Below are 23,024 nucleotides of genomic sequence, written 5' to 3' on the forward strand. Positions count from 1 at the left end.
TCAGGCGGACAGCAGTCCGCGCACGTGGGCAACCACGTCCGCGACCGGCAGTTGGGTCGCTTCGGCGTCGCGGCGGCCCTGATACTCGACCCGGCCTTCCTTCAGGCCGCGGTCGCCCACCACCACGCGATGCGGCACGCCAATCAGCTCCCAGTCGGCAAACATGGCGCCGGGGCGCTCGCCGCGATCGTCCAGGATCACGTCGACGCCGGCCGCCAGCAGTTCTGCATGGATACGGTCGGCTTCGGCCTTGACGCCCTCGGAGCGGTCGTAGCCAACCGGGCAGATCACCACCGCGAACGGGGCGATCGCTGCCGGCCAGATAATGCCGCGCTCGTCGAAGTTCTGCTCGATGGCGGCGCCCAGGATACGGGTCACGCCAATGCCGTAGCAGCCCATCTGCATGGGCTGGGTCTTGCCGTTCTCATCCAGGAACGTGGCGCTCATCGACTCCGAGTAGCGCGTGCCGAGCATGAACACGTGACCGACCTCGATGCCACGGCAGATTTCCAGCGTGCCCTTGCCGTCCGGCGAGGCATCGCCCGCCACCACGTTGCGCAGGTCGGCCACCACCGGCTCGGGCAGGTCGCGGCCCCAGTTGACGCCTGTCAGGTGGTAATCCTTTTCGTTGGCGCCGCAGACGAAGTCGCTCATATTGGCCACGGTGCGGTCGGCCACTACCTTGACGGGCTTCCTGGTGTTGATCGGGCCGAGGTAGCCGGGGGGCGTGCCGAAGGCCTCGACGATCTCCGACTCGGTGGCGAAGCGGAACTCGGCCAGGCCGGCCACCTTGGTGGCCTTGATCTCGTTGAGCTCGTGATCGCCGCGCAGCAGCAGCAGCCAGATCTGCGAACCGGCCTCGCTGTCGGTGGCCAGCACGATCGACTTGACCGTGCGTGCCAGCGGAATGCCAAGCAGTTCGGCGACTTGCTCGCACTTGGCCTTGCCCGGGGTGGGCGTATTGACCATGTCTTCGGCCGGCGCGGCGCGCTGCGCCAGCAGCGGCAGGGCTTCGGCCGCTTCCATGTTGGCGGCGTAGTCCGAGGTGGGGCAATAGACGATGGCGTCTTCGCCGGTATCGGCGATCACATGGAACTCGTGCGAGCCGGAGCCGCCGATGGCGCCGTTATCCGCCGCCACGGCACGGAATTCCAGGCCAAACCGCTGGAAGATGCGCACGTAGGCGTTGAACATCTTGTCATAGGAGACCTTCAGCCCGGCCGCGTCGCGGTCGAAGGAGTAGGCGTCCTTCATGGTGAATTCGCGCCCGCGCATGATGCCGAAGCGCGGCCGACGCTCGTCGCGGAACTTGGTCTGGATCTGGTAGAAGTTGACCGGCAGCTGCTTGTAGCTGCGAATTTCGCTGCGGGCGATATCCGTCACCACCTCTTCGGAGGTGGGCTGCACGGCGAAATCGCGCTCGTTGCGATCCTTCAGGCGCAGCAGTTCCGGGCCCATCTTGTCCCAGCGGCCGGTTTCCTGCCACAGTTCGGCCGGCTGGATCACCGGCATCGACAGCTCGACCGCTCCGGCGCGGTTCATTTCCTCGCGCACGATGGCCTCCACCTTGCGGATCACCCGCAGGCCCACCGGCATGTAGTTATAGATGCCCGCGCCGAGCTTCTTGATCATGCCGGCGCGCATCATCAGTTTGTGCGACACGATTTCCGCGTCGGAGGGGGCTTCCTTGAGGGTGGAAATGAAGAATTGCGAGGCTTTCATCCGTTGCTTTCTCGTGAGGCCATGCCCGCCCCGGCGGGTTCCGGGTGCGGGATGGCGCGAATCCATTGCGCGTGCGCCTGATGCGGCGCTTTCTGCTCGGGGAAAACCAGCACCCCGTTGCACAAAGCCCCATTACGCGCTTCCTTTATAATCGACGTAATTCTAAAGGATTCGAGGTGCAGTCATGCTCGATCGTGAAGGCTTTCGCCCGAACGTCGGCATCATCCTCATCAACGCACGGAACGAGGTGTTCTGGGGCAAGCGTATCGGCGAACATTCGTGGCAGTTTCCGCAAGGCGGCATCAAATACGGCGAAACGCCGGAACAGGCGATGTACCGCGAGCTACATGAAGAAGTCGGTCTGCTGCCCGAGCATGTCAGGATTGTTGGTCGCACGCGCGACTGGCTGCGTTATGAGGTGCCGGACAAGTTCATCCGCCGCGAAATCCGCGGCCATTACAGGGGACAGAAGCAGATTTGGTTCCTGTTGCGCATGGCGGGCCGCGATTGCGACATCCGCCTGCGTGCCACCGACCACCCGGAGTTCGATGCCTGGCGCTGGAGCCATTACTGGGTCCCGCTCGATGCTGTCATCGAGTTCAAGCGCGACGTCTATCAACTGGCGCTGACCGAGCTGTCCCGCTTCCTGCAGCGCAATACCCGCGCGCCGCTGAGCCCTTACGGCACGCATGGCCGGCACGGATCCGCGCGCTCCGGTTATGCCCGCGGGGCGCTGGACGAACATCCCGACAGCGTGCCGGCCCTGGCGCATCAGGACTTGGCCTGCGATCCGGGCCCAACTTCGCCGGCCGAACCGGCGTCCACAGAACGGAGTACCGATGATTGAATTCGCCGGCCGCGGCTTGCGCCCGAGCCTGCCTGCCGCCTGTCTGCTGGCGGCGACCCTCTGCCTCGGACTGGTTGGCTGCGCCAGCAAGCCCAAGCCGCAGCCGCAGCCAGCGGATGAGGCCGAGGACTACACGCCGCCGAAGAAGGAATGGAGCATACTCGACCCCTTCGCCCCGAAGGACTTCAAGGAAGTCGAGGTCCCGCTGCCGGCGTTGCCGCGCGATGCGGACCTGATCACGTTCGAGGTCAGCCCCGCGGGCAACTTCAATTTCGCGGTGGACGCAAAGTCGGTGTCCGTGGGCGCGGATGGCGCGGTGCGCTATACCGCGGTCGTTACAGGTGCAGGCGGCATGCGCAACGTCAGCTTTGAAGCCGTGCGCTGCGACACGTTGCAGCGCAAGATGTACGCCACCTTGCCCAAGGGGGCGACCGACTGGGTGCGCAACCGCAGCGACGACCGCGAAGGCTGGACCCAACTGGCCGGTATCTCGCGCAACAACTACGCTGGCACGCTGGCCAAGGATTTCATGTGCGAGGGCCGCGGGGCGGCCGGCACGGCACAGGAGATCGTCAGGGACTTGCGTGGCGAGGCGCCGCGCAAGAGCGCGATCCAGCGCTGAGAATGCGTACGGCGCGGTAATACCGCGCCGTACCAAACACAAAGGGCTGCCTGGGCAGCCCTGTTTGTTGTGCGCGCTTCGCGCCATTCAGACCAGCACGAGATTGTCCCGGTGGATCAGTTCGTGCTCGTTCTGGTGGCCCAGCACCCGTTCGATCTCGGACGACGGCTTGCGCGCGATCAGCTTTGCCTCTGAACTGGAATAGTTGGTGATGCCGCGAGCCACCTCATGCCCGGCGGCATTGATGCAGGCGATGACTTCGCCGCGCGCGAACTCGCCCTGCACTTCCACCACGCCGATCGGCAACAGGGACTTGCCGCCGCTGGTGAGTTTGTCGACCGCGCCAGCGTCGATCACCACCCGCCCTCGCAGTTGAAGGTGATCCGCCATCCACTGCTTGCGCGCGGTAAGACGTCCGGTCGGCGCCAGCAATTGCGTGCCGATGCCTTCACCGCCAGCCAGCCGTTCGAGCACATTGGCTTCGCGTCCCGACGCGATAACGGTGTGCGCGCCCGACTTGGCGGCGCGCTTGGCGGCCAGGATCTTGGTCAGCATGCCACCGCGGCCGATCGACGTGCCGGCGCCGCCGGCCATGGCTTCCAGCTCCAGCGCGCCGGCCAGCGCCTCATCCACGAACTCGGCCTGGGGATTGCTACGCGGATCGGCGGTATAGAGGCCACGCTGGTCGGTCAGGATCACCAGCGCATCGCCTTCGATCAGGTTGGTGACCAGGGCGCCCAGAGTGTCATTGTCGCCGAACTTGATTTCGTCGGTGACCACGGTGTCGTTCTCGTTGATGATGGGCACGACGCCTAGCGACAGCAGGGTCAGCAGGGTCGAGCGCGCATTGAGGTAGCGCTCGCGGTCAGCCAGGTCGGCGTGGGTCAGCAGGACCTGGGCGGTGCGGATGCCGTAGCGGCCGAACTGGCTCTCGTAGACCTGGGCCAGGCCCATCTGGCCCACCGCGGCGGCGGCCTGCAATTCGTGGATTTCCTTGGGGCGCCGTACCCAGCCCAGCCGCTGCATGCCCTCGGCAATGGCGCCGGAGCTGACCAGCACGACTTCCTTGCCGGCCATGCGCAGCTTGGCGATCTGCGCCGCCCATCGGGCGATGGCCTCGTGATCGAGACCCTTGCCGTCGTTGGTCACCAGGCTGGACCCAACCTTGACGACGATACGTTTTGCCTGGGCGATGACCGATTGCATGAAGAGAATCCTGTCTGCTGGGTACTGTCGTTTTTTGGCGGGCGAGCGCATCGTCTCGCCCTGCTGCCGGGCGGCCTGTCTGGCCCCCGGCTTAGTTTTGCTCGCCGCCGGACTGGTCGACGTTGTGCAGCCGCTCATCCAGGCGGATGTCCGGCTCCGCCAGCGCGGCGACTTCCTCGGCCTTGATCGCGGCCAGGTGATCCTTGATCGCGTAGATCAGTTCGCGGCAGCCTTCGCCGGTCAGGGCGGAGATGCGGAACACCGGGCCCTTCCACTTGTAGCGCTTGACGAAGTCCTTGACGCGCGCCTCGCGCTCTTCGTCAGGCACCACGTCCAGCTTGTTGAGCACCAGCCAGCGCGGTTTTTCGTAAAGGCTTTCGTCGTACTTCTTCAGCTCGTTGACGATGGCGCGGGCTTCGGCCACCGGATCCACGCTTTCGTCGAACGGCGCCAGGTCGACGATATGCAGCAGCAGCCCCGTGCGCTGCAAGTGACGCAGGAACTGGTGGCCCAGCCCGGCGCCTTCCGCCGCGCCCTCGATCAGGCCGGGGATGTCAGCCACCACGAAGGACTGCTCGTGATCAACCCGCACCACGCCCAGGTTGGGATGCAGCGTGGTGAAGGGGTAGTCCGCCACCTTCGGGCGCGCATTGGAGATGTGCGAGATAAAGGTCGACTTGCCGGCATTGGGCATGCCCAGCAGGCCCACGTCGGCCAGCACCTTCAGCTCCAGCTTGATCATGCGGCGCTCGCCGGGCTTGCCGTCCACCTGCTGGCGCGGCGCGCGGTTGGTACTGGACTTGAAGTGCAGGTTGCCCCAGCCGCCCAGGCCACCCTGGGCCAGGCAGACGGTCTGCCCATGCTCGGTCAGGTCGGCGATCAGGTCGCCGGAATCCATGTCCAGGATCTGCGTGCCGACCGGCATGCGCAGCTTCACGTCCTCGCCGCCCGCGCCGTAGCAGTCGGCGCCGCGGCCGTTCTCGCCGTTGCGCGCCACATGCTTCTTGGCATAGCGGAAGTCGATCAGGGTATTGATGTTGCGGTCTGCCACCGCATAGACGCTGCCGCCGTCGCCGCCGTCGCCACCGTCCGGGCCACCGAAGGGCACAAATTTCTCGCGCCGCATCGATGCGCTGCCATTGCCGCCGTTGCCGGCGATGACTTCAATTCTGGCTTCGTCGATGAACTTCATGATGACCTTCCGAGGTGGAGCGGCCGCAGCGCGTGCCCGGCCAGGATGGCGGGACCGCGCGCTCGGCGGATGGCGACACTGATATTGTCGCCAGAAACGAAAAAGCCCCGCAAGTACTGCGGGGCCTTCATGCTGCAAAGGCTGTGATCAGACTGCCGGAACGACGCTGACCTGCTGCTTCTTGGCAGCGCCCTTGACGGCGAACTGCACGTGACCGTCGACCAGGGCAAAGAGGGTGTGATCCTTGCCAATGCCAACGTTCTCGCCCGGGTGCACGCGGGTACCGCGCTGACGCACGATGATGCTGCCGGCGTTAATGGCCTGGCCACCAAACACCTTGACGCCCAGACGCTTCGATTCGGAATCGCGGCCGTTCCGTGTGGAACCGCCGCCCTTTTTCTGTGCCATGACTAACTCCTGTCGCTTTACTTTACCTAGGTACGCTTGAATTCGATTTCGATGAGGACTGAGCGAGGGCTCAGGCAACGATCGCTTCGATGCGCAGCTCGGTGTAATTTTGACGATGGCCTTGACGCTTTTGATAGTGCTTGCGACGGCGCATCTTGAAGATCTTCACCTTATCGTGACGACCTTGGGAGATAACGGTAGCCTTGACGGAAGCCCCGCTAACCAGCGGCGTACCAAACTTGATTTGGTCGCCTGCGCCCACTGCGAGCACCTGGTCGAGCGTGATTTCTGCGCCAATGTCTGCCGGTATCTGTTCTACTTTAAGTTTTTCGCCAGCAGCAACCTTATATTGCTTGCCGCCGGTTTTTACGACCGCGTACATTGTCGAACCTCTCGATGTGAAATAAAACGCCGAAAACCAACGCCGGCGCGCCCTTGCGTCCGTTTCATCCCGCCGCCACCGATCCTGGGATCAGCCGCAAGCAAGGAAAACAGACAAGCCGGACGGCCCAATTGGCCCGGTTATCTCCCGCCAGCGCACCCGCAGACAACACAAAGCGGCCGGAGGAAACCCACGATTCTATACCAAAGCCGGGAAAAGTACAAAGAAAACAGGCACATAGCCTGCCCGGCGGCGTCCGGCGCCGCCTGAGGCACTTCTCGGCCCGCTTGGGTCAGATCAGGTCCGACAGCAGAAAACCGGCCAGGGCGGCGAAAGCTGCCCACAGCGCAGTGCGGCGCAAGCGGCGGCTTGAGGAGGCATGTTGCTGGGTCATGCCGGCATTATAGGTTGCCGCAGCGGCCACGGCCGCGCTCTTCCTGGCACCGCTGCACCCTCCGTCCGGGGGACATACATACACCCGCATCGCTTATAATCGGCGGGTTTTGCGTAACGGTGAACATCTTGTCCCAGTCTTCCGCCACTGCCTTGCTTGCCCCGGTCGCTGCCGACATGCGCGCCGTTGATTCGGTTATCCGCCAGCGCCTCGCATCGGAGGTGCCACTGATCGAGCAGATCGGCGAGTACATCATCAGCGCGGGCGGCAAGCGCCTGCGCCCGGTGATCCTGCTGCTGTCCGCGCGGGCCTTCGGCTACGACGGCAACCGGCACCACGACCTGGCCGCGGTGGTCGAGTTCATCCACACCGCCACCCTGCTGCACGACGACGTGGTCGACGAGTCGGAGCTGCGGCGCGGCCGCCAGACCGCCAATGCGGTATTCGGCAACGCCGCCAGCGTGCTGGTAGGCGACTTCCTCTACTCGCGCGCCTTCCAGATGATGGTCGACGCGGGCAGCATGCGCATCATGGAGATCCTCTCCAATGCCACCAATGTGATCGCCGAAGGCGAGGTCCTGCAACTGCTGAACATGCACGACCCCGACGTCACGGTGGAGCGCTACCTGCAGGTGATCCGCTACAAGACCGCCAAGCTGTTCGAGGCATCGGCCCAGTTGGGCGCCGTGCTGGCCGGCGCCGACGCCGCCACCGAGGAAGCCGCGGCGGAATACGGCCGCCGCATCGGCACTGCCTTCCAGCTGATCGACGACATGCTGGACTACACCGCCAGCGCGGAACAGATGGGCAAGAACGCCGGCGACGACCTGCGCGAAGGCAAGCCCACCCTGCCGTTGCTGCATCTGCTCGAGCACGGCACCGCCGAACAACGCGCGCTGGCCCGCGAGGCCATCGTGCAAGGCGGCACCGAGCATTTCGATGCCGTGTTCGCGGCAATCCACGCCTGCGGCGCACTGGAGGTCACCTTCCAGGCAGCGCAGCGCGAAGCCGATGCGGCGGAAAAAGCGGCCCGGCAGTTCCCCGACTCCCCCTTGAAGCAAACGCTGATCGAGCTGTGCGCGTTTTCGCTGCAACGGCTGTCCTGATACCGTAGCGCGAACAGCGCGCGTCAGCCCGCAAGGGAGCGGCGGCCCGGCCGCTCGCTCCGTTCCGCAAGAATGGCCGCCGCGCTGAGGATGCACCTGACGGCAGTACTCGCCTACCCTAAATGCCAATGGCCCACCGTTGCGCGCCGTTAACAAACCAAGCGGGCCCAACATCTGGCACTTGCACCTGATTCTCACACCGCCCTGCAGCGTAGCTAGCGCCGGAAAAGAATCCGGCAGGGGAGGTGCGAAAGCAGAATCAGGGATATTGCTTTCGCATCGCCTATCCGGCCCTGTTTGCCCCTATTTGCCAGCCACCCGCATCAGAGTCTTGCGCGTAGGCATCAACAACAGGAGCCCCTTGATCGCGTAGATCACGATCAAAGTTCCACTCAGATCTCCTGCGAACATGACCAGAAAGCCTTGCACAAGATTGCTGCTATCGCCATGCAGGGCGAACCAGATATGGTGCAACAGCGGGCTAGCGACGGCATACGCAACAACGCAGAGCAATAGCCGCTTCGGCGTCAGATTGGTGAGCGACGCGCGCAGGCCGAAAATTTGCTGCGCAAGCCGGTAGACCAGGTAGGGAGCGACTGTTGCCACGATGCCGCCCATGAACGCCCTGCTGAAGTCGTTCGGGAAGAAGTAGAAGAAGCTAACCAGCCACGATACGAGCAGCAACCCGATTGCACCAGCTTCTCCGAACAGCAGTGTGCACAAGAGCCGCATGCCAGCGGGCAGATAAACCCAGTTGATGCCGGGCACGAATTCCAGGTTGCGGCTCAACCATTCGTTGAGCACCAACATCAGGATGAACATCACGATTGTCGTGATGACCATGCCGAGTTGCAGGCGCAGGTTTGACATTGGCGTAGAATTCCGCGGCGGCGAGTGGATGATAGCTGATCCGCGAACATCACAAGTGCAGCCCCTCGCTCCTGGGGACGAATTCATGACCCGACCCGCTGATATCTACCTGCGATTCTTGCAGCTTGCCGAAGCGTTGCGAGGCCTGCCTGCGTTACCGGCCCTGGACCCGCTCGAGGAACGCAATCTCGAAGTGGTAGCGCGGGCAAGCCAGACGCAAGAAAGCTTATCCGTCAGGGACATGATGGCCAATAGAAGCGATCTGGGGTCGCCCGCGACCCTGCACGCCCGCCTGAAGTCCATGCGCAAGAAGGGCTGGATCACGCTGTCGGATACGGAAGATGCGCGGCGCAAGCAGGTGGAACTGACGCAGGCCGCACTTCGCCATTTCGACAAGCTTTCCGAGTGCCTGGTAAAGGCAACGTCTGGCAAATAAGCGCGTTTTTTCAGCGTCTATCCCGATGCCATAGCGCCCAACTGCAAGAGTCGGTACGTACAAGCGCTCACCCTCTTCCATTCTGAAAAAAAGGCTGCTACACTTGTGTGCTTTCGCGCTGTAGCAACTTCTGGCGCTGAAAATAACAAACGGGGTGTAGCTTAGCCTGGTAGAGCGCTACGTTCGGGACGTAGAGGCCGGAGGTTCGAATCCTCTCACCCCGACCAGTTTCACGGTCCCCGAGACCGTACAAAAAAGGCCGCACAGCAATGTGCGGCCTTTTTTCATTTGCGCGCGCGCCACCGCTCCGGCCGATTCCCACCTCTCGCTCATCCCCCCGCGCAAGTAGGGTTGCGCCCGTGTCGCACAAACGCCAATACCCCTCCCGGCTCGGCTTTACAAAAAGTGACCCCGGCGGCAAACTGCCCCGATTCGGGGTCTTTCGGCCGCTTGCCGGCCAACTAGCGTTTTGCCATGACACTTGGTCTAGCTCTTGCACAGAGCCGGCGTATCGCGCCGGCCCTGCTCGCCCAGCTTGAACAGTCGGCACGAGAAAAAAAGTCGCAGCTGATCGACGAGATCATCGCCAGCGGCACCATGACTGCGCATGATGTGGCGATCTTCGCAGCTGATAAATATCAGCTGCCCCTGGTCGATCTGAGTCAGTACAACCTGAACAAGGTGCCGCCGGCATTGGCGGGCAACCGTGAATTCCACGCGCACCGGCTGCTGCCGCTGGGCCGGCGCGAAAACCGGCTGGTGCTGGCGCTGTCGGACCCCGGCAACCAGGCCGGGCTGGACGCCATCAAGCAGAAATACAACCTGCCGGTGGACGCCGTCGTGGTCGAGCACGACAAGCTGATGACCTACGTGCGCTCCGCCACCGACGACAGCAGCGGCACGTTCAAGTCGATCGCCCCGGCGCAGGCCGAGCGCAAGATGATCGAGTACGACCCGGTCGCCTCCGCCGGCGCGCTGCGCAACAAGACCGCGGCCGATATCGACGATGCGCCGGTGGTGCGTTTCCTGCACAAGCTGCTGACCGAAGCCTTCCACCGCGGCGCCTCCGACCTGCACTTCGAGCCTTTCGAAACCTTCTACCGCATCCGCTTCCGCGTGGACGGCGTGCTGCAGGAGGTCGCGCGTCCGCCGGTGGATATCCGCGACAAGATATCCACCCGCATCAAGGTGCTGTCGCGCCTGGACATCTCCGAGAAGCGCGTGCCGCAGGACGGCCGCATGAAACTGCTGATCGCGCTGCCCAAGGAGAAAGGCGGCGAGAAGGACGCCAAGGACAGCAAGGAACCCAAGGAAACCATCGAGAAGGCGATCGACTTCCGCGTCTCTACGCTGCCGACCTTGTTCGGCGAGAAGATCGTGATCCGGATCCTGGAATCGTCCTCCGACAAGCTGGACATCGACCAGCTCGGCTACGAACCGGCGCAGAAGGCCATGCTGCTGGACGTTATCAAGCGCCCCTACGGCATGGTGCTGGTGACCGGCCCCACCGGCAGTGGCAAGACGGTCTCGCTGTACACCTTCCTGAACCGGCTGAACCAGGGCGACATCAATATCTCAACGGCCGAGGACCCGGCCGAAATCCAGTTGCCCGGCATCAATCAGGTCAACGTCAACGAGAAGGCAGGCCTGACCTTCGCCGCGGCGCTGCGCTCCTTCCTGCGGCAGGATCCCGACATCATCATGGTCGGCGAAATCCGCGACCTGGAAACCGCCGACATCTCGATCAAGGCCGCGCAGACCGGCCACCTGGTGTTCTCCACGCTGCACACCAACGATGCGCCGACCACGCTCACGCGCCTGATGAACATGGGCGTGGCGCCCTTCAATATCGCATCGAGCGTGCTGATGATCACCGCGCAGCGCCTGGCGCGCCGGCTGTGCTCCTGCAAGCGGCCCGGCGAACTGACGCGCGAGGTGCTGGTCGACGCCGGCTTCCAGGAACCGGATCTGGACGGAAGCTGGCAGCCGTATCATCCGGTCGGCTGCGAGCGCTGCAACGGCAGCGGCTACAAGGGCCGCTGCGGCATCTATCAGGTGATGCCGATCAACGAGGCCATGCAACAGATCATCCTGACGCACGGCACGGCCTTGCAGATTGCCGAGCAGGCGCGCAAAGACGGCGTGCTATCGTTGCGCGAAGCCGGGCTGGCCAAGGTGAAACAGGGTGTCACCTCGCTCGAAGAAGTGCTGGCAACAACAAATACGTAGAAACGTAAAAGCGTAAGAAACGCAAAACAACAAGATGTCATTGGGGGTCAATCATGGCGACACGCGCACCAGCCGCCGCCGCGCGCAAGGCGGCTGCGCCCAAGGTGAAATCCGGGCGTAAGGCGCCCACGCAGTACATCTTCGAGTGGGAGGGCAAGGACCGCAAAGGCAAGGCCTTTTCGGGCGAACTGCGCGCCGAAAGCCAGGCCGAGGTCAATGCCACCCTGCGCAAGCAGGGGCTGACCGTCGTCAAGCTGAAGAAGCGGCGGGCGGCGCGCGGGCGCAAGATCACCGAGAAGGACATCGCGTATTTCACGCGCCAGCTCTCCACCATGCTCAAGGCGGGCATCCCGCTGCTGCAGTCGATCGACATCATCGCGCGCGGGCATTCCAACCCCAACTTCACGCAGCTGCTGGGCGAGATCCGCTTCGATATCGAATCAGGCAGCAGCATGGCGCAGGCCTTCCGCCGCCATCCGCGATACTTCGACACGCTCTACTGCAACCTGATCGATGCCGGCGAGCAAGGCGGTATCCTGGATGCCCTGCTGGAGCGCTTGTCGCTCTACATGGAAAAGACCATCGCGCTGAAGAGCCAGATCAAGTCGGCCATGATCTACCCGATCGCCGTGCTGTCGGTGGCCTTTGCCGTGACGTTGATCCTGATGATCTTCGTGATCCCTGCCTTCAAGGGCGTGTTCTCGAGCTTTGGCGCCAATCTGCCCGCGCCCACGCTCGCCGTGATCGCGATGTCGGATTTCTTCGTCGACAACTGGTACCTGGTCATCGGCGCGCCGATCCTGTCCATCACGCTGTATATACGGAGCCTGAAACGATCGGAAAAAGTCCAGCGCGCCAGCGACCGCATGCTGCTCAAGCTGCCGATCTTCGGCTCGCTGTTCCGCAAGGCGGTGATCGCCCGCTGGACGCGGACGCTGGCCACCATGTTCGCCGCCGGCACCCCGCTGGTGGAGTCGATGGAATCCGTGGCCGGCGCCGCCGGCAACTGGGTCTACTATGACGCCACCAAGGAGATCGAACAATCGGTGCGCATCGGTACCAGCCTGACCAACGCCATGCAGGCCACCCATGTGTTCGACAATATGGTGCTGCAGATGACGCAGATCGGCGAGGAGTCGGGCGCGCTGGACAATATGCTGCTGAAGGTGGCTGAGTTCTACGAGCGCGAGGTCGACGACGCCGTGGCCGCCATCTCCAGCCTGATCGAGCCGCTGATCATCGTGGTGCTGGGCGTGCTGATTGGCGGCATGGTGGTGGCAATGTATCTTCCGATCTTCAAACTGGGACAGGTGGTGTAAGGCATGTGGCTGTTTTCCGCGGACGGCGCCAGCGGCGCGATTTCCTCACTGGCTGCCCCCGCGCAGACCATCGCCGGGCTTGCGGCGCTGCCGCCCTGGTTCCTGGTGGCCGCCGCCGCGCTGGTTGGCTTGCTGGTCGGCAGCTTCCTGAACGTGGTGGTGCACCGCCTGCCGCGCATGATCGACCGAGAGGAAGCCAACTACATCGCCGAGCTACGCGATGACCCGCTTCCCCATCCCGAGCCCTACAACCTGATGGTGCCGCGCTCGGCGTGTCCGCACTGCGGACATGCCATCGGCGTGCTGGAGAACATTCCGGTGCTGAGCTACCTGGTGCTGCGCGGACGCTGTTCGGCCTGCCACGCACCCATCGGCGCACGCTATCCCATGGTTGAGGCTGCCACCGCGCTGCTGACCGCGCTGGTCGCCGCCCATTTCGGGCCGACCTGGCAGGCGCTGGCGGCCATCGCCATGATCTGGGCCCTGATCGCCCTCACCCTGATCGACGCCGACACGCAACTGCTGCCCGACCAGATCACCCTGCCGCTGCTGTGGCTGGGCCTGCTGCTCAATCTCGGCGGACTCTTCGCCCCGCTGGCCGACGCGGTGACCGGCGCCGCCGCCGGTTATCTGCTGCTGTGGACGGTGTACTGGGTGTTCAAGCTGGTGCGCGGCAAGGAGGGCATGGGCTACGGCGACTTCAAGCTGATGGGCGCGATGGGTGCCTGGTTCGGCTGGCAGGCGCTGCCGGCGCTGGTACTGCTGTCGTCGGTGGTGGCCCTGGTATTCGCGCTTGCCAATATCGCGCTGCGCCGTCAGGATCGCGATACGCACTTCGCCTTCGGCCCCTATATCGCCGGCGCTGGCCTGCTCGTACTGTTCTTCGGCAGCAACGCGCTGCCGCTGGGCATCGCGGGCTGAATGGCGCCGGCCGCATGCCGGCCCGTAGAACCACGACAAGCACCACCGCAAGCTTTGAGATCGATATGCTGCAAATCGGACTGACCGGAGGCATCGGCTCCGGCAAGACTCGCGTGGCGGACCTGTTCGCCGCGCGCGGCGCCGCCCTGATCGACACCGACCTGCTCGCGCACGAGATCACCGCGCCGGGCGGCCTGGCCATCCCGGCCCTGCTCGAAGCGTTTGGCCCCACGTGCCTGCGCGACGACGGCGCCATGGACCGCAACGCCATGCGCGAGCTGGTGTTCTCCGACCCGGCGGCCAAGGCCCGGCTGGAAGGCATTACCCATCCCCTGATCCGCCAGCTGACCGAAGCGCGCGCCGCCGCGATCCACGCCTCCGGGCTGCACCCGTACCTGATCTACGTGGTGCCGCTACTGGTCGAATCGGGCTCATGGCGCGCGCGGGTGGACCGGGTGCTGGTGGTTGATTGCAGCGAGGCCACCCAGGTCGCCCGCGTCATGGCGCGCAACGGCTTCAGCCAGGGCCAGGTCCAGGCCATCATGGCAAGGCAGGCGCGGCGCGGCGACCGCCTGGCCGCTGCCGACGATGTGATCGACAACGACGGGCCGCCGGAGGCGCTGCCAGCGCAGGTGGACCGTCTCGACCAGCTTTACCGCAGCCTGGCCGCTGGCTAGGCACCATGTTTGTGCGGCGACGAATGCCGCCCCCTGAATGCTGCACCCTAAGTCGGCTGTTTCATTTGTTCTGATTTGCGGACTCGCATAGAATGCGCTGGAACCACGCGGGAAATGGCCGCATACTGCCGATATCGCGGGCCCACGCCGAGTCACATCGAGCGGACCCAGGCGCACCGGATGCAATCTCCGCTCCGATACGCCGCCCAGGGTCAGACTGCCCACCCGCCAACCCGCCCTGTTGCACGGACATACCCATTGATTCTGTACGAATATCCTTTTAACGAACGCATCAGGACTCTCCTGCGCCTGGAAGACCTGTTCGATCGGCTGGATTATTTCCTCGCCCAGGATCACGCCCTGCAGCATCATGTGGCGTTGACGACTCTGTTCGAGATCATTGACGTCGCCGGCCGCGCGGACCTGAAGACCGACCTGCTCAAGGAACTGGAACGCCAGCGCCAGGCGCTGGCCGCGCTGCGCGCCAATCCGCAGATCGACCAGGGCGCACTGGATGGCGTAGTCGGCGAGATCGAGCAGGCCATGGCCCAGCTCAACCAGACCGTCGGCAAGGCCGGCCAGTTGCTCACCGACAACGAGTGGCTGACCAGTATCCGCAGCCGCGCCATCATCCCGGGCGGCACCTGCGAGTTCGACCTGCCGGCCTACTACGCCTGGCAGCATCGCCCCGCCGAAGACCGCCGCTCGGACATCCTCAAGTGGGCACGCCCGCTGGTGCCGCTTCGCATTGGCACCGACACCGTGTTGCGCCTGTTGCGCGAGTCCGGCCAGAGCGGCAAGGTCATCGCCACCGGCGGCAGCTACCAGCAGATGCTGTCCGGGCGCAGCTACCAGTTGATGCAGGTGCTGCTGGATGATTCCCTGCTGGCTTTCATCCCCGAGATGAGCGCCAACAAGTACATGCTGTGGGTCCGTTTCACACAGCAGGATGGCGACCTTCGTCCGCGCTCGGTCGACGCCGACATCCCTTTCCTGCTCAAGCTCTGCAATTTCTGATTTTTGATTTCTGAAGCAATGACAACCGTAGTCAAATGCCCCACCTGCGGTACGGACGTGGCCTGGGTACCGGAGAATAAATTCCGTCCCTTCTGCTCCAACCGCTGCAAACAGATCGACCTGGGCGCCTGGGCTTCCGAGAAGTACGTGATCGGCGGCAAACCCGGCGAGAACCCCTCGCAGGACCAGGAAGACGAGGAATGAGCACCGCGGGGCCGTTGCGGCCCCGCCAGTTCAGGTGGCGCCCCTCTCGGCAGCCAGCCAGTCCACCACGGGGATGGTGGCGGGCAGCAAGGGCCCCACGTCCACCGGCGCCGATTGCCATGAGAAGGCCTGGCCCTCGCGGCCGACCAGTTCGCCCGCCCACGCCGTGACCTTGCAGAAGTGCAGGCGCACATAGGCATGCGGGTAGTCATGCTCCAGCACGTGCCAGCGCACGCACGCGCCCACCTCGATGCCGAGTTCCTCGTGCAGTTCGCGCGCCAGCGCATCTTCCACCGATTCCCCCGGCTCCAGCTTGCCGCCGGGAAACTCCCAGTAGCCTTCGTAGGGCTTGCCGGCCGGCCGCTGGGCCAGCAGGAAACGGCCGTCGGCCTGCACCATCACGCCCACGGCAACCTCGGTCACCTTGCGTGCCGGCGTGGCTTCGCCGGCTGCTCGCGCTGCCTCGCTCATGCCTGGCCGTCCTGCGCGGAAGCGATGAAGGGCTTGCCATGCTTGCCGCCCCAGTCGCGGGCGAACTGCCAGGCCACCCGGCCCGAGCGCGAGCCGCGCTCCAGGGCCCACACCAGCGCGTCGCCGCGCGCCGCGGCGACGTCTTCGGCGCTGCAGCCGAAATGTCCCAGCCAGTGACCGACGATGGCCAGGTACTCGTCCTGCTTGGGCGGATAGAACGACAGCCACAGCCCGAAGCGCTCGGACAGCGAGATTTTTTCCTCCACCACCTCGCCGGGATGGATCTCGCCATCGTCGGTGTGCCGGTAGGTCTCGTTGTCCTTCATGTACTCAGGCAGCAGGTGGCGGCGATTGGAGGTGGCATAGATCAGCACATTGTCCGACTGCGCCGCCACCGAGCCGTCCAGCGCCGATTTCAGCGACTTGTAACCCGACTCGCCTTCCTCGAAGGACAGGTCGTCGCAGAAGATGGCGAAGCGCTCCGGACGCCCCGACAGTTGCTCGACGATGTCGCCCAGGTCGCCCAGGTCGTCCTTGTCGACCTCCACCAGCCGCAGGCCATCCTTGACGAAGGCATTGAGGCAGGCCTTGATCAGCGAGGACTTGCCCGTGCCGCGCGCGCCCGTCAGCAGCACATTGTTGGCCGGCAGCCGCTGCACGAACTGGCGCGTGTTGGCGACGATGGCGTCCTTCTGGCGCTCGATGTTCTTCAGGTCGTCGAAATGGATCGGCGGCAGCTGGCGGATCGCCTGCAGGTAGCCGATGTTGCCGAACAGGCTCTGCCGCTTGCGCCAGCGGAAGGCGACCGCTTCCTTCCAGTCAGACTCGGTCAGCTGGGGCGGCAGCCATTGTTCAAGGCGGGCGAGGAAACTGTCGAGGCGGGCGGCAAGGTCGGACATGGCGGCTTGGAGGAAGGGCTGGCGGATCGTTGGCGGGAGGGCTGGCGGCTAGCGCGCCGCCCCGCGCTGGCGGGAGTGGCGCGCACGCGATGGTGCTTACGAACGGTAGTCCGCGTTGATCGAAACGTAATCGTGCGACAGGTCGCAGGTCCAGACCGTGGCGGTGGCATCGCCGCGCCCGAGCGCGATGCGCGCGGTGATCTCGGCCTGCTTCATCACGCGCTGGCCGTCTTCCTCGCGATAGTCGGGATTGCGGCCGCCGTCGCGCGCGACCAGGACATCGTCCAGCCACAAATTGACATGCTCGACCTCGAGATCGTCGACGCCGGCATAGCCCACGGCCGCCAGGATGCGGCCCAGGTTGGGGTCCGAGGCGTAGAAGGCGGTCTTGACCAGCGGCGAATGCGCCACCGCGTAGGCGATCAGGCGGCATTCGGCCACGTCCTTGCCGCCCTCGACCTGGATGGTCATCAGCTTGGTGGCGCCTTCGCCATCGCGCACGATCATCTGCGCCAGTTCCTGCGACAGGTCGGTCAGCGCGGCGCGCAGTGCCTCGAAATCCGCCCCCTCGGCACGCTCGATGGCCGGCGCGCCTGCTTTGCCGCTGGCGATCAGCACGAAGGAGTCGTTGGTCGAGGTGTCGCCGTCGATGGTGATGCTGTTGAAGGAGCGGTCCGCCGCGTACGACACCAGTGCCTGTACCACGTCCTGCGACACGGTGGCGTCGGTGGCGATAAAGCCCAGCATGGTCGCCATATTGGGACGGATCATGCCCGCGCCCTTGCTGATGCCGGACAGCGTCACGGTCTTGCCGCCTATCTGCACGGTGCGCGAGGCGGCCTTGGGCTGCGTGTCGGTGGTCATGATCGATTCCGCCGCGGCCAGCCAGTTGTCGGCCTTGGCGTTGGCAATCGCGGCAGGCAGCGCGGCGATGATGCGGTCCACCGGCAGCGGCTCGAGGATCACGCCGGTCGAGAACGGCAGCACCTGCTCGGCAGCAATGCCGAGTTGCGCGGCCAGCGCGTCGCACGTGGCGCGGGCGTTGGCCAGGCCCGGTTCGCCGGTGCCTGCGTTGGCGTTTCCGGTGTTGACCACGATCGCACGGATGCCCTTGGCCGCGGCCAGGTGCTCGCGGCAGACCTGCACCGGCGCGGCGCAGAAGCGGTTGCGGGTGAACACGCCGGCCACGGTGCTGCCTTCGGCAACACGCACCACCAGCACGTCTTTACGGTTGGCCTTGCGGACACCCGCTTCAGCCCAGCCGAGCTCGACGCCGGCGACAGGTTTCAGGTTCTCTGCCAGCGGCAGGGGCAGGTTGACGGCCATGTGCGTTCCTCTATGCGTTCGACGTTGCTGGTTATGCAGGTTCTACTACTGCCAAGTGGCGGCGGATGGTACATGGAGCGCCCCCCCTGACGAACATGCCCGCTTGCGCGGGCATGTTTTCTGACTTCACTGTGCGCGGCTTAGCTGAGCTTGCCGTGGCACTGCTTGAACTTCTTGCCGGAGCCGCACGGGCAGGGATCGTTGCGCCCCACCTTGGCCATGCCGGCAGCCTCAGCCGCGGCGGCGTAGGCGATGCCGGCACGCTCGGGCGCGCTGCTGCCGGCGCCCTCGGCCACCTGGGTAGCCTCGTCGAACTCGTCATGCTTGTACTGCACGTTGGCGAGATGCGACAGGCCTTCCTCGATCTGCTCCGAGGCCTGCTCGAGCTCTTCCGGCGACTGGATCTGCACGTTGAAGATCACGCGCGTGACTTCGACCTTGATCACGTCGAGCAGGCGGGCGAACAGCTCGAACGATTCGCGCTTGTATTCCTGCTTGGGATCCTTCTGCGCATAGCCGCGCAGGTGGATGCCCTGGCGCAGGTGGTCCAGCGCCGCCAGGTGTTCGCGCCAGTGGGTGTCGATGCTTTGCAGCATCACCGAGCGCTCGAACCCGGCAAAGGATTCGCGGCCGACCTGGCTGACCTTGGCTTCGTAACGCTCGTCGGCGGCACGCATGATCAGGTTCAGCAGTTCTTCGTCCTCGATGCTCTGCGCGGCCTCGATGGTCTTGGCAAGCGGCACTTCCAGCGACCATTCGTCGCGCAGCTTGGCTTCCAGGCCGGCGATGTCCCACTGCTCTTCCATGGTGTCGGCCGGGACGTGGTCGCGGAACATCTCGACCAGCACGCTCTCGCGCAGGTTCTTCACCATCTCGCCGACATCTTGCGACTCGAGCACTTCGTTGCGCAGCTTGTAGATTTCCTTGCGCTGGTCGTTGGCAACGTCGTCGTACTGCAGCAATTGCTTGCGGATATCGAAGTTGCGGCCTTCGACCTTGCGCTGGGCGGATTCGATCGAGCGCGTGACGATGCCCGCCTCGATCGGCTCGCCTTCCGGCATCTTCAGGCGTTCCATGATGGCGCGCACGCGGTCGCCGGCGAAGATGCGCAGCAACTGATCGTCCAGCGACAGGTAGAAGCGGGACGAGCCCGGGTCGCCCTGGCGGCCGGCACGGCCACGCAGCTGGTTGTCGATACGGCGGGACTCATGGCGCTCGGTGCCCACGATATGCAGGCCGCCGGCGGCCTTGACCTGCTCGTGCAGCGACTGCCATTCGCCTTCCAGATGGGCGATGCGCGCGGCCTTGTCGGCGGTGGAGAGGCTTTCGTCGGCCTCGATAAAGCCGGCCTGCTTCTCCACGTTGCCGCCCAGCACGATGTCGGTACCACGGCCCGCCATATTGGTGGCGATGGTGATCATCTTGGGGCGGCCCGCCTGCGCCACGATCTCGGCTTCGCGAGCGTGCTGCTTGGCGTTGAGCACCTGGTGCGGCAGCTTGGCGTTGTTGAGCAGGCCGGACAGGTATTCCGAGGTCTCGATCGAGGTGGTGCCCACCAGCACGGGCTGGCCGCGCTCGTGGCAGTCGCGGATATCGCGCACCACGGCGTCGTAGCGCTCGGTCGAGGTCTTGTAGATCTGGTCCTGGAAATCCTTGCGCTGGGCGCCACGGTTGGTGGGGATCACCACCACTTCCAGGCCGTAGATTTCCTGGAACTCGTAGGCTTCCGTATCGGCCGTGCCGGTCATGCCGGACAGCTTATCGTACATGCGGAAGTAGTTCTGGAAGGTGATCGTGGCCAGCGTCTGGTTTTCCTGCTGGACGGTCACGCCTTCCTTGGCTTCCACCGCCTGGTGCAGGCCGTCGGACCAGCGCCGTCCGGTCATCAGGCGGCCGGTGAACTCGTCGACGATCACGACTTCGTCATTCTGCACCACATAGTGCTGGTCGCGATGGAACAGGCTGTGCGCCCGCAGCGCCGCGTACAGGTGATGCATCAGCGTGATGTTCTGCGGGGCATAGAGCGATTCACCCTCGCCGATCAGGCCTTGCTGCACCAGGATCTCTTCCGCCTTCTCGTGGCCGGCCTCGGTCAGGTAGACCTGGTGGCCCTTCTCGTCGACGAAGTAGTCGCCCGGCTTCTCGACGCCGGTGCCATCGGCCTTTTCCTCGCCGATCTGGCGCTCGAGCAGCTTGGGCACGCCGTTCATGCGCTGGTACAGGTCGGTATGGTTCTCCGCCTGGCCCGAGATGATCAGCGGCGTGCGCGCCTCGTCGATCAGGATCGAGTCCACCTCGTCGACGATGGCGTAGTTCAGCGGCCGTTGCACGCGCTGGCCAGGGTCGTAGACCATGTTGTCGCGCAGGTAATCGAAGCCGAACTCGTTGTTGGTGCCGTAGGTGATGTCGGCCGCATAGGCCGCCGCTTTCTGGTCATGCGGCATCTGCGACAGGTTCACGCCGACCGAAAGGCCGAGGAAGTTGTACAGGCGCCCCATCCACTCGGCGTCGCGCTGGGCCAGGTAGTCGTTGACCGTGACAACGTGCACGCCCTTGCCGGTGATGGCGTTGAGGTACACCGCCAGCGTCGCGGTGAGGGTCTTGCCCTCGCCGGTGCGCATTTCGGCGATCTTGTTGTCGTTCAGCACCATGCCGCCGATCAGCTGGACGTCGAAGTGGCGCATCTTCATGATCCGCTTGCTGGCCTCGCGGCACACCGCGAAGGCCTCAGGCAGCAAGGCCTCGAGCGACTCCCCGGCGGCATGGCGCTGCCGGAAGACCTCGGTCATGCCACGCAGGTCGTCATCCGAAAGTGCCTCGAACTTCGGCTCCAGCGCATTGATCTGCGCGACGGTCCTGCCATATTGTTTGATCAGCCGTTCATTACGGCTGCCGAAGACTTTCTTGAGAAGGCCCGTGATCATCGATTGCTTTCACCTACGCGAGTGGTACGCCGCCGTGGTACGCACTAGGCGGCCTGGCCGCCGGCTTGGCCGGCTGCCCAGGGCGGACCGCGCGAGGAAATAGGAAGATTGGCGCAAAACGCCGAGTTTATCACGCGCGCGGGTCACGACCGGAACCAAGCGGCGGGCGAAACGCTACCTGTCCGGATGCGGCCCGCGCATCCAATCCCCCCGACATCGGGGCGGGTCGCGGATTCTTCAACGGATTGCCGTACGATCGGTCGGAATTGTTGCCTGGGCAATCTGCGCAGATGATGATTTCGCCACAGCGAGGAAGCGATTCGGATTCTGCGGCACGCCGTCCACATGCACCTCGAAATGCAGGTGGGCGCCGGTGGAGCGCCCGGTGGAGCCCACCAGCGCGATCTGCTGGCCCGGCTTGACGAGGTCGCCGGGCTTCACCAGCAGCCTGGAAGCATGCGCATAGCGGGTCTTGAGGCCATTGCCGTGATCGAGATCAATCAGGTTGCCGTATTCGGAGTGCCACTCCGCCGCCGCCACCACGCCCCCGGCGGCCGCGACGATCGGCGTGCCCGCGGGCGCGGAAAAATCGACGCCGTCATGCGGGGAGCGGCGCCCGGTAAATGGGTCGAAGCGCCAGCCGAAGCCGGATGCATCGTAGCCGGTCGCCACCGGCAGCACGCGTGGAACCCGGCGATCCTCGATCCGGCGATCCAGCAAGGTACTGGCCACCACATCGAAATAGTCCGCATGCCTGTCAGCCTGCTTGGACAGACTCGCCAGCGCGAGTTGCAACTCCGGCAGGCTCGAGGTGCGCGACTGCGCCGACGGCGCGAGGCCGCCACGGCCGGGCGGCTGCTGGAAGTCGAACTCCTTGGGCGCGATGCCGGCAAGCCCGGAAACCCGCTCGCCAAGCGCATCCAGCCGCACCATGCGGGCCTGGATCTCGCCCACGCGGGCGGCCAGCACATTGAGATTGGCGCGCAGGTAGGCATCGTCGCCCGGTGCACGGACAGGTGCGCCAATGCCCGCCCGCGCCACGATCCAGGTCAGCAGCGACGAGACCAGCGCGACAACCAGGCACAGCAGCACGATGCCGGCGAAGATCTTCCCCCGCGACAAGGTGAAATGACGCACGCGCGGCAGGCGCGGATGAAGCACGATGATCTGCATGATGCAATCCTTCCCATGCAAGGCCCGGCGCCGGCTTCGTGGCTGCGGCGCATAAGCCGCCGCGCTGGCGCGAACGGCACGCTAGAATGCGCGCATGCGCATGTTTACCCACCACGCCCTCCAGACGCCCGCCGCCAAGCCGCTTAACGACTGGCTGGACAAAGCCGGCCCGGTCTCGGCCCTGATGCAGACGGCACGGGAGCTGGCGGTACTGGAAGCTGAGGTGCTGTCGCTCCTGCCACGCGGCCTGCAGGACGGCATCGCTGTCGCGGGCGTCAAACAGGACGCCCGCGGTGTCGGCCAGGGCCAGTCGGAGCGAACTTTGCTGCTGCTGGCCGCCCATGGGGCAGCCGCTGCACGCGTCCGGCAAGTGGTTCCTACGCTACTTTCCAGGTTGCAACAGCGGGGATCGCAGATTACCGCAATCCGGGTGAGGGTACAACCCGAGGTCGGCCGGCAGAGTGACTGGGACACCGGGCCGGTAGTGCGGCCCAAGGTGGCCCGGATGTCGGCGACCGGATTGTCCAGCCTGACGCAGCTGGCGCAGGAGTTGCCCGAGTCGCCGTTGCGGGATGCCCTGAATACCCTGTTGTCGCATCACCGGCAAAAGACGACGACCGGCGCTGGTTCCTGAATCCCGTGCCCTGGACGTAAAAAAGCCGGCTTGCGCCGGCCTTCC

Annotated in this window: 23 protein-coding genes and 1 tRNA gene; 12 read left to right on the forward strand and 12 right to left on the reverse strand. The window is 64.7% G+C overall.

Annotated features, from left to right (window positions below; translation table 11 throughout):
- A complete protein-coding gene (locus ACZY0R_RS34025; protein WP_488864696.1) occupies positions 1–1,722 on the reverse strand; it encodes a proline--tRNA ligase in 1,722 nt (573 codons plus the stop codon).
- A 184-nt stretch (positions 1,723–1,906) separates the two neighbouring features.
- Between ACZY0R_RS34025 and ACZY0R_RS34030 the strand changes: the two genes are divergently transcribed.
- Entirely contained in the window at positions 1,907–2,569 is a 663-nt protein-coding gene (locus ACZY0R_RS34030; protein ID WP_045237167.1) for an RNA pyrophosphohydrolase, read from the forward strand.
- Positions 2,562–3,191 (forward strand): CNP1-like family protein, encoded by a 630-nt coding sequence (locus tag ACZY0R_RS34035; RefSeq protein WP_488864697.1) that lies wholly within the window; start codon positions 2,562–2,564, stop codon positions 3,189–3,191. Before ACZY0R_RS34030 ends, ACZY0R_RS34035 begins: the two co-directional genes overlap by 8 nt.
- A gap of 87 nt (positions 3,192–3,278) precedes the next feature.
- On the opposite strand, the gene proB is transcribed toward ACZY0R_RS34035, so the two are convergent.
- The 5 genes from proB to ACZY0R_RS34060 form a co-directional block, all read right to left on the reverse strand.
- Positions 3,279–4,397 (reverse strand): glutamate 5-kinase, encoded by a 1,119-nt coding sequence (proB, locus tag ACZY0R_RS34040; protein ID WP_045237169.1) that lies wholly within the window; start codon positions 4,395–4,397, stop codon positions 3,279–3,281.
- Between the two features lie 91 nt (positions 4,398–4,488).
- Positions 4,489–5,589, reverse strand: coding sequence for an Obg family GTPase CgtA (cgtA, locus tag ACZY0R_RS34045; protein WP_035875566.1), 1,101 nt, complete (start codon positions 5,587–5,589; stop codon positions 4,489–4,491).
- A 147-nt stretch (positions 5,590–5,736) separates the two neighbouring features.
- Positions 5,737–5,997, reverse strand: a complete 261-nt coding sequence (gene rpmA / locus ACZY0R_RS34050; protein ID WP_035875569.1) for a 50S ribosomal protein L27 — start codon at positions 5,995–5,997, stop codon at positions 5,737–5,739.
- 70 nt (positions 5,998–6,067) lie between these two features.
- On the reverse strand, positions 6,068–6,379 hold the full coding sequence (gene rplU / locus ACZY0R_RS34055) for a 50S ribosomal protein L21 (protein WP_006576525.1): 312 nt from the start codon (positions 6,377–6,379) through the stop codon (positions 6,068–6,070).
- A 292-nt stretch (positions 6,380–6,671) separates the two neighbouring features.
- Positions 6,672–6,803, reverse strand: a complete 132-nt coding sequence (locus tag ACZY0R_RS34060) for a hypothetical protein (RefSeq protein WP_488864703.1) — start codon at positions 6,801–6,803, stop codon at positions 6,672–6,674.
- A 146-nt stretch (positions 6,804–6,949) separates the two neighbouring features.
- Between ACZY0R_RS34060 and ispB the strand changes: the two genes are divergently transcribed.
- Complete coding sequence (gene ispB, locus ACZY0R_RS34065; protein ID WP_488866337.1) at positions 6,950–7,879, forward strand: octaprenyl diphosphate synthase; 930 nt, start codon at positions 6,950–6,952, stop codon at positions 7,877–7,879.
- Positions 7,880–8,182: 303 nt separating this feature from the next.
- Here ispB and ACZY0R_RS34070 read toward each other — a convergent pair whose 3' ends face one another.
- Positions 8,183–8,749, reverse strand: a complete 567-nt coding sequence (locus tag ACZY0R_RS34070; protein WP_488864705.1) for a hypothetical protein — start codon at positions 8,747–8,749, stop codon at positions 8,183–8,185.
- A gap of 85 nt (positions 8,750–8,834) precedes the next feature.
- Here ACZY0R_RS34070 and ACZY0R_RS34075 point away from each other — a divergent pair, with 85 nt between their 5' ends.
- The 8 genes from ACZY0R_RS34075 to ACZY0R_RS34110 all read left to right on the forward strand — a co-directional run bounded on the left by ACZY0R_RS34075 (position 8,835) and on the right by ACZY0R_RS34110 (position 15,552).
- Positions 8,835–9,185 carry a winged helix-turn-helix domain-containing protein gene (locus tag ACZY0R_RS34075; protein WP_488864707.1) on the forward strand — a complete coding sequence of 117 codons (351 nt, stop codon included), beginning with the start codon at positions 8,835–8,837 and terminating at the stop codon, positions 9,183–9,185.
- A gap of 150 nt (positions 9,186–9,335) precedes the next feature.
- Positions 9,336–9,412 (forward strand) — tRNA-Pro (locus ACZY0R_RS34080).
- 247 nt (positions 9,413–9,659) lie between these two features.
- On the forward strand, positions 9,660–11,414 hold the full coding sequence (pilB, locus tag ACZY0R_RS34085) for a type IV-A pilus assembly ATPase PilB (protein ID WP_488864709.1): 1,755 nt from the start codon (positions 9,660–9,662) through the stop codon (positions 11,412–11,414).
- A 53-nt stretch (positions 11,415–11,467) separates the two neighbouring features.
- Positions 11,468–12,733 carry a type II secretion system F family protein gene (locus tag ACZY0R_RS34090; RefSeq protein ID WP_488864711.1) on the forward strand — a complete coding sequence of 422 codons (1,266 nt, stop codon included), beginning with the start codon at positions 11,468–11,470 and terminating at the stop codon, positions 12,731–12,733.
- Between the two features lie 3 nt (positions 12,734–12,736).
- A complete protein-coding gene (locus ACZY0R_RS34095; protein ID WP_488864713.1) occupies positions 12,737–13,654 on the forward strand; it encodes a prepilin peptidase in 918 nt (305 codons plus the stop codon).
- 65 nt (positions 13,655–13,719) lie between these two features.
- Positions 13,720–14,331 (forward strand): dephospho-CoA kinase, encoded by a 612-nt coding sequence (coaE, locus tag ACZY0R_RS34100; protein WP_488864715.1) that lies wholly within the window; start codon positions 13,720–13,722, stop codon positions 14,329–14,331.
- Positions 14,332–14,589: 258 nt separating this feature from the next.
- Positions 14,590–15,348, forward strand: a complete 759-nt coding sequence (zapD, locus tag ACZY0R_RS34105; RefSeq protein WP_488864717.1) for a cell division protein ZapD — start codon at positions 14,590–14,592, stop codon at positions 15,346–15,348.
- Positions 15,349–15,366: 18 nt separating this feature from the next.
- Positions 15,367–15,552, forward strand: coding sequence for a DNA gyrase inhibitor YacG (locus ACZY0R_RS34110; protein WP_035875584.1), 186 nt, complete (start codon positions 15,367–15,369; stop codon positions 15,550–15,552).
- Between the two features lie 30 nt (positions 15,553–15,582).
- Here the strand turns inward: ACZY0R_RS34110 and ACZY0R_RS34115 are convergent, their stop codons facing one another.
- The 5 genes from ACZY0R_RS34115 to ACZY0R_RS34135 form a co-directional block, all read right to left on the reverse strand.
- Positions 15,583–16,023, reverse strand: a complete 441-nt coding sequence (locus tag ACZY0R_RS34115; RefSeq protein ID WP_488864719.1) for an NUDIX domain-containing protein — start codon at positions 16,021–16,023, stop codon at positions 15,583–15,585.
- A complete protein-coding gene (locus tag ACZY0R_RS34120) occupies positions 16,020–16,922 on the reverse strand; it encodes an ATP-binding protein (RefSeq protein ID WP_488864721.1) in 903 nt (300 codons plus the stop codon). Before ACZY0R_RS34120 ends, ACZY0R_RS34115 begins: the two co-directional genes overlap by 4 nt.
- Positions 16,923–17,018: 96 nt before the next feature.
- Positions 17,019–18,248, reverse strand: coding sequence for a bifunctional glutamate N-acetyltransferase/amino-acid acetyltransferase ArgJ (argJ, locus tag ACZY0R_RS34125; RefSeq protein ID WP_488864723.1), 1,230 nt, complete (start codon positions 18,246–18,248; stop codon positions 17,019–17,021).
- A gap of 140 nt (positions 18,249–18,388) precedes the next feature.
- Positions 18,389–21,172: a preprotein translocase subunit SecA gene (gene secA, locus ACZY0R_RS34130; RefSeq protein WP_488864725.1), complete on the reverse strand. Its 2,784-nt coding sequence runs from the start codon at positions 21,170–21,172 to the stop codon at positions 18,389–18,391.
- A 237-nt stretch (positions 21,173–21,409) separates the two neighbouring features.
- Positions 21,410–22,345, reverse strand: a complete 936-nt coding sequence (locus tag ACZY0R_RS34135) for a M23 family metallopeptidase (RefSeq protein ID WP_488864727.1) — start codon at positions 22,343–22,345, stop codon at positions 21,410–21,412.
- 94 nt (positions 22,346–22,439) lie between these two features.
- Here ACZY0R_RS34135 and ACZY0R_RS34140 point away from each other — a divergent pair, with 94 nt between their 5' ends.
- Positions 22,440–22,979 carry a hypothetical protein gene (locus ACZY0R_RS34140; RefSeq protein WP_035875596.1) on the forward strand — a complete coding sequence of 180 codons (540 nt, stop codon included), beginning with the start codon at positions 22,440–22,442 and terminating at the stop codon, positions 22,977–22,979.
- Positions 22,980–23,024: the final 45 nt, after the last annotated feature.

The sequence above is a fragment of the Cupriavidus sp. F041 genome (assembly GCF_057814235.1).

Coding starts and splice junctions, on each gene's coding strand:
- ACZY0R_RS34120 (WP_488864721.1), bottom strand. CDS start 16,922: ATGTCCGACCTTGCCGCCCGCCTCGACAGTTTCCTCGCCCGCCTTGAA.
- argJ (WP_488864723.1), bottom strand. CDS start 18,248: ATGGCCGTCAACCTGCCCCTGCCGCTGGCAGAGAACCTGAAACCTGTC.
- ispB (WP_488866337.1), top strand. CDS start 6,950: ATGCGCGCCGTTGATTCGGTTATCCGCCAGCGCCTCGCATCGGAGGTG.
- ACZY0R_RS34115 (WP_488864719.1), bottom strand. CDS start 16,023: ATGAGCGAGGCAGCGCGAGCAGCCGGCGAAGCCACGCCGGCACGCAAG.
- secA (WP_488864725.1), bottom strand. CDS start 21,172: ATGATCACGGGCCTTCTCAAGAAAGTCTTCGGCAGCCGTAATGAACGG.
- proB (WP_045237169.1), bottom strand. CDS start 4,397: ATGCAATCGGTCATCGCCCAGGCAAAACGTATCGTCGTCAAGGTTGGG.
- ACZY0R_RS34030 (WP_045237167.1), top strand. CDS start 1,907: ATGCTCGATCGTGAAGGCTTTCGCCCGAACGTCGGCATCATCCTCATC.
- cgtA (WP_035875566.1), bottom strand. CDS start 5,589: ATGAAGTTCATCGACGAAGCCAGAATTGAAGTCATCGCCGGCAACGGC.
- ACZY0R_RS34095 (WP_488864713.1), top strand. CDS start 12,737: ATGTGGCTGTTTTCCGCGGACGGCGCCAGCGGCGCGATTTCCTCACTG.
- pilB (WP_488864709.1), top strand. CDS start 9,660: ATGACACTTGGTCTAGCTCTTGCACAGAGCCGGCGTATCGCGCCGGCC.
- ACZY0R_RS34075 (WP_488864707.1), top strand. CDS start 8,835: ATGACCCGACCCGCTGATATCTACCTGCGATTCTTGCAGCTTGCCGAA.
- rpmA (WP_035875569.1), bottom strand. CDS start 5,997: ATGGCACAGAAAAAGGGCGGCGGTTCCACACGGAACGGCCGCGATTCC.
- rplU (WP_006576525.1), bottom strand. CDS start 6,379: ATGTACGCGGTCGTAAAAACCGGCGGCAAGCAATATAAGGTTGCTGCT.
- ACZY0R_RS34090 (WP_488864711.1), top strand. CDS start 11,468: ATGGCGACACGCGCACCAGCCGCCGCCGCGCGCAAGGCGGCTGCGCCC.
- ACZY0R_RS34135 (WP_488864727.1), bottom strand. CDS start 22,345: ATGCAGATCATCGTGCTTCATCCGCGCCTGCCGCGCGTGCGTCATTTC.
- ACZY0R_RS34110 (WP_035875584.1), top strand. CDS start 15,367: ATGACAACCGTAGTCAAATGCCCCACCTGCGGTACGGACGTGGCCTGG.
- ACZY0R_RS34070 (WP_488864705.1), bottom strand. CDS start 8,749: ATGTCAAACCTGCGCCTGCAACTCGGCATGGTCATCACGACAATCGTG.
- ACZY0R_RS34035 (WP_488864697.1), top strand. CDS start 2,562: ATGATTGAATTCGCCGGCCGCGGCTTGCGCCCGAGCCTGCCTGCCGCC.
- ACZY0R_RS34140 (WP_035875596.1), top strand. CDS start 22,440: ATGCGCATGTTTACCCACCACGCCCTCCAGACGCCCGCCGCCAAGCCG.
- ACZY0R_RS34025 (WP_488864696.1), bottom strand. CDS start 1,722: ATGAAAGCCTCGCAATTCTTCATTTCCACCCTCAAGGAAGCCCCCTCC.
- coaE (WP_488864715.1), top strand. CDS start 13,720: ATGCTGCAAATCGGACTGACCGGAGGCATCGGCTCCGGCAAGACTCGC.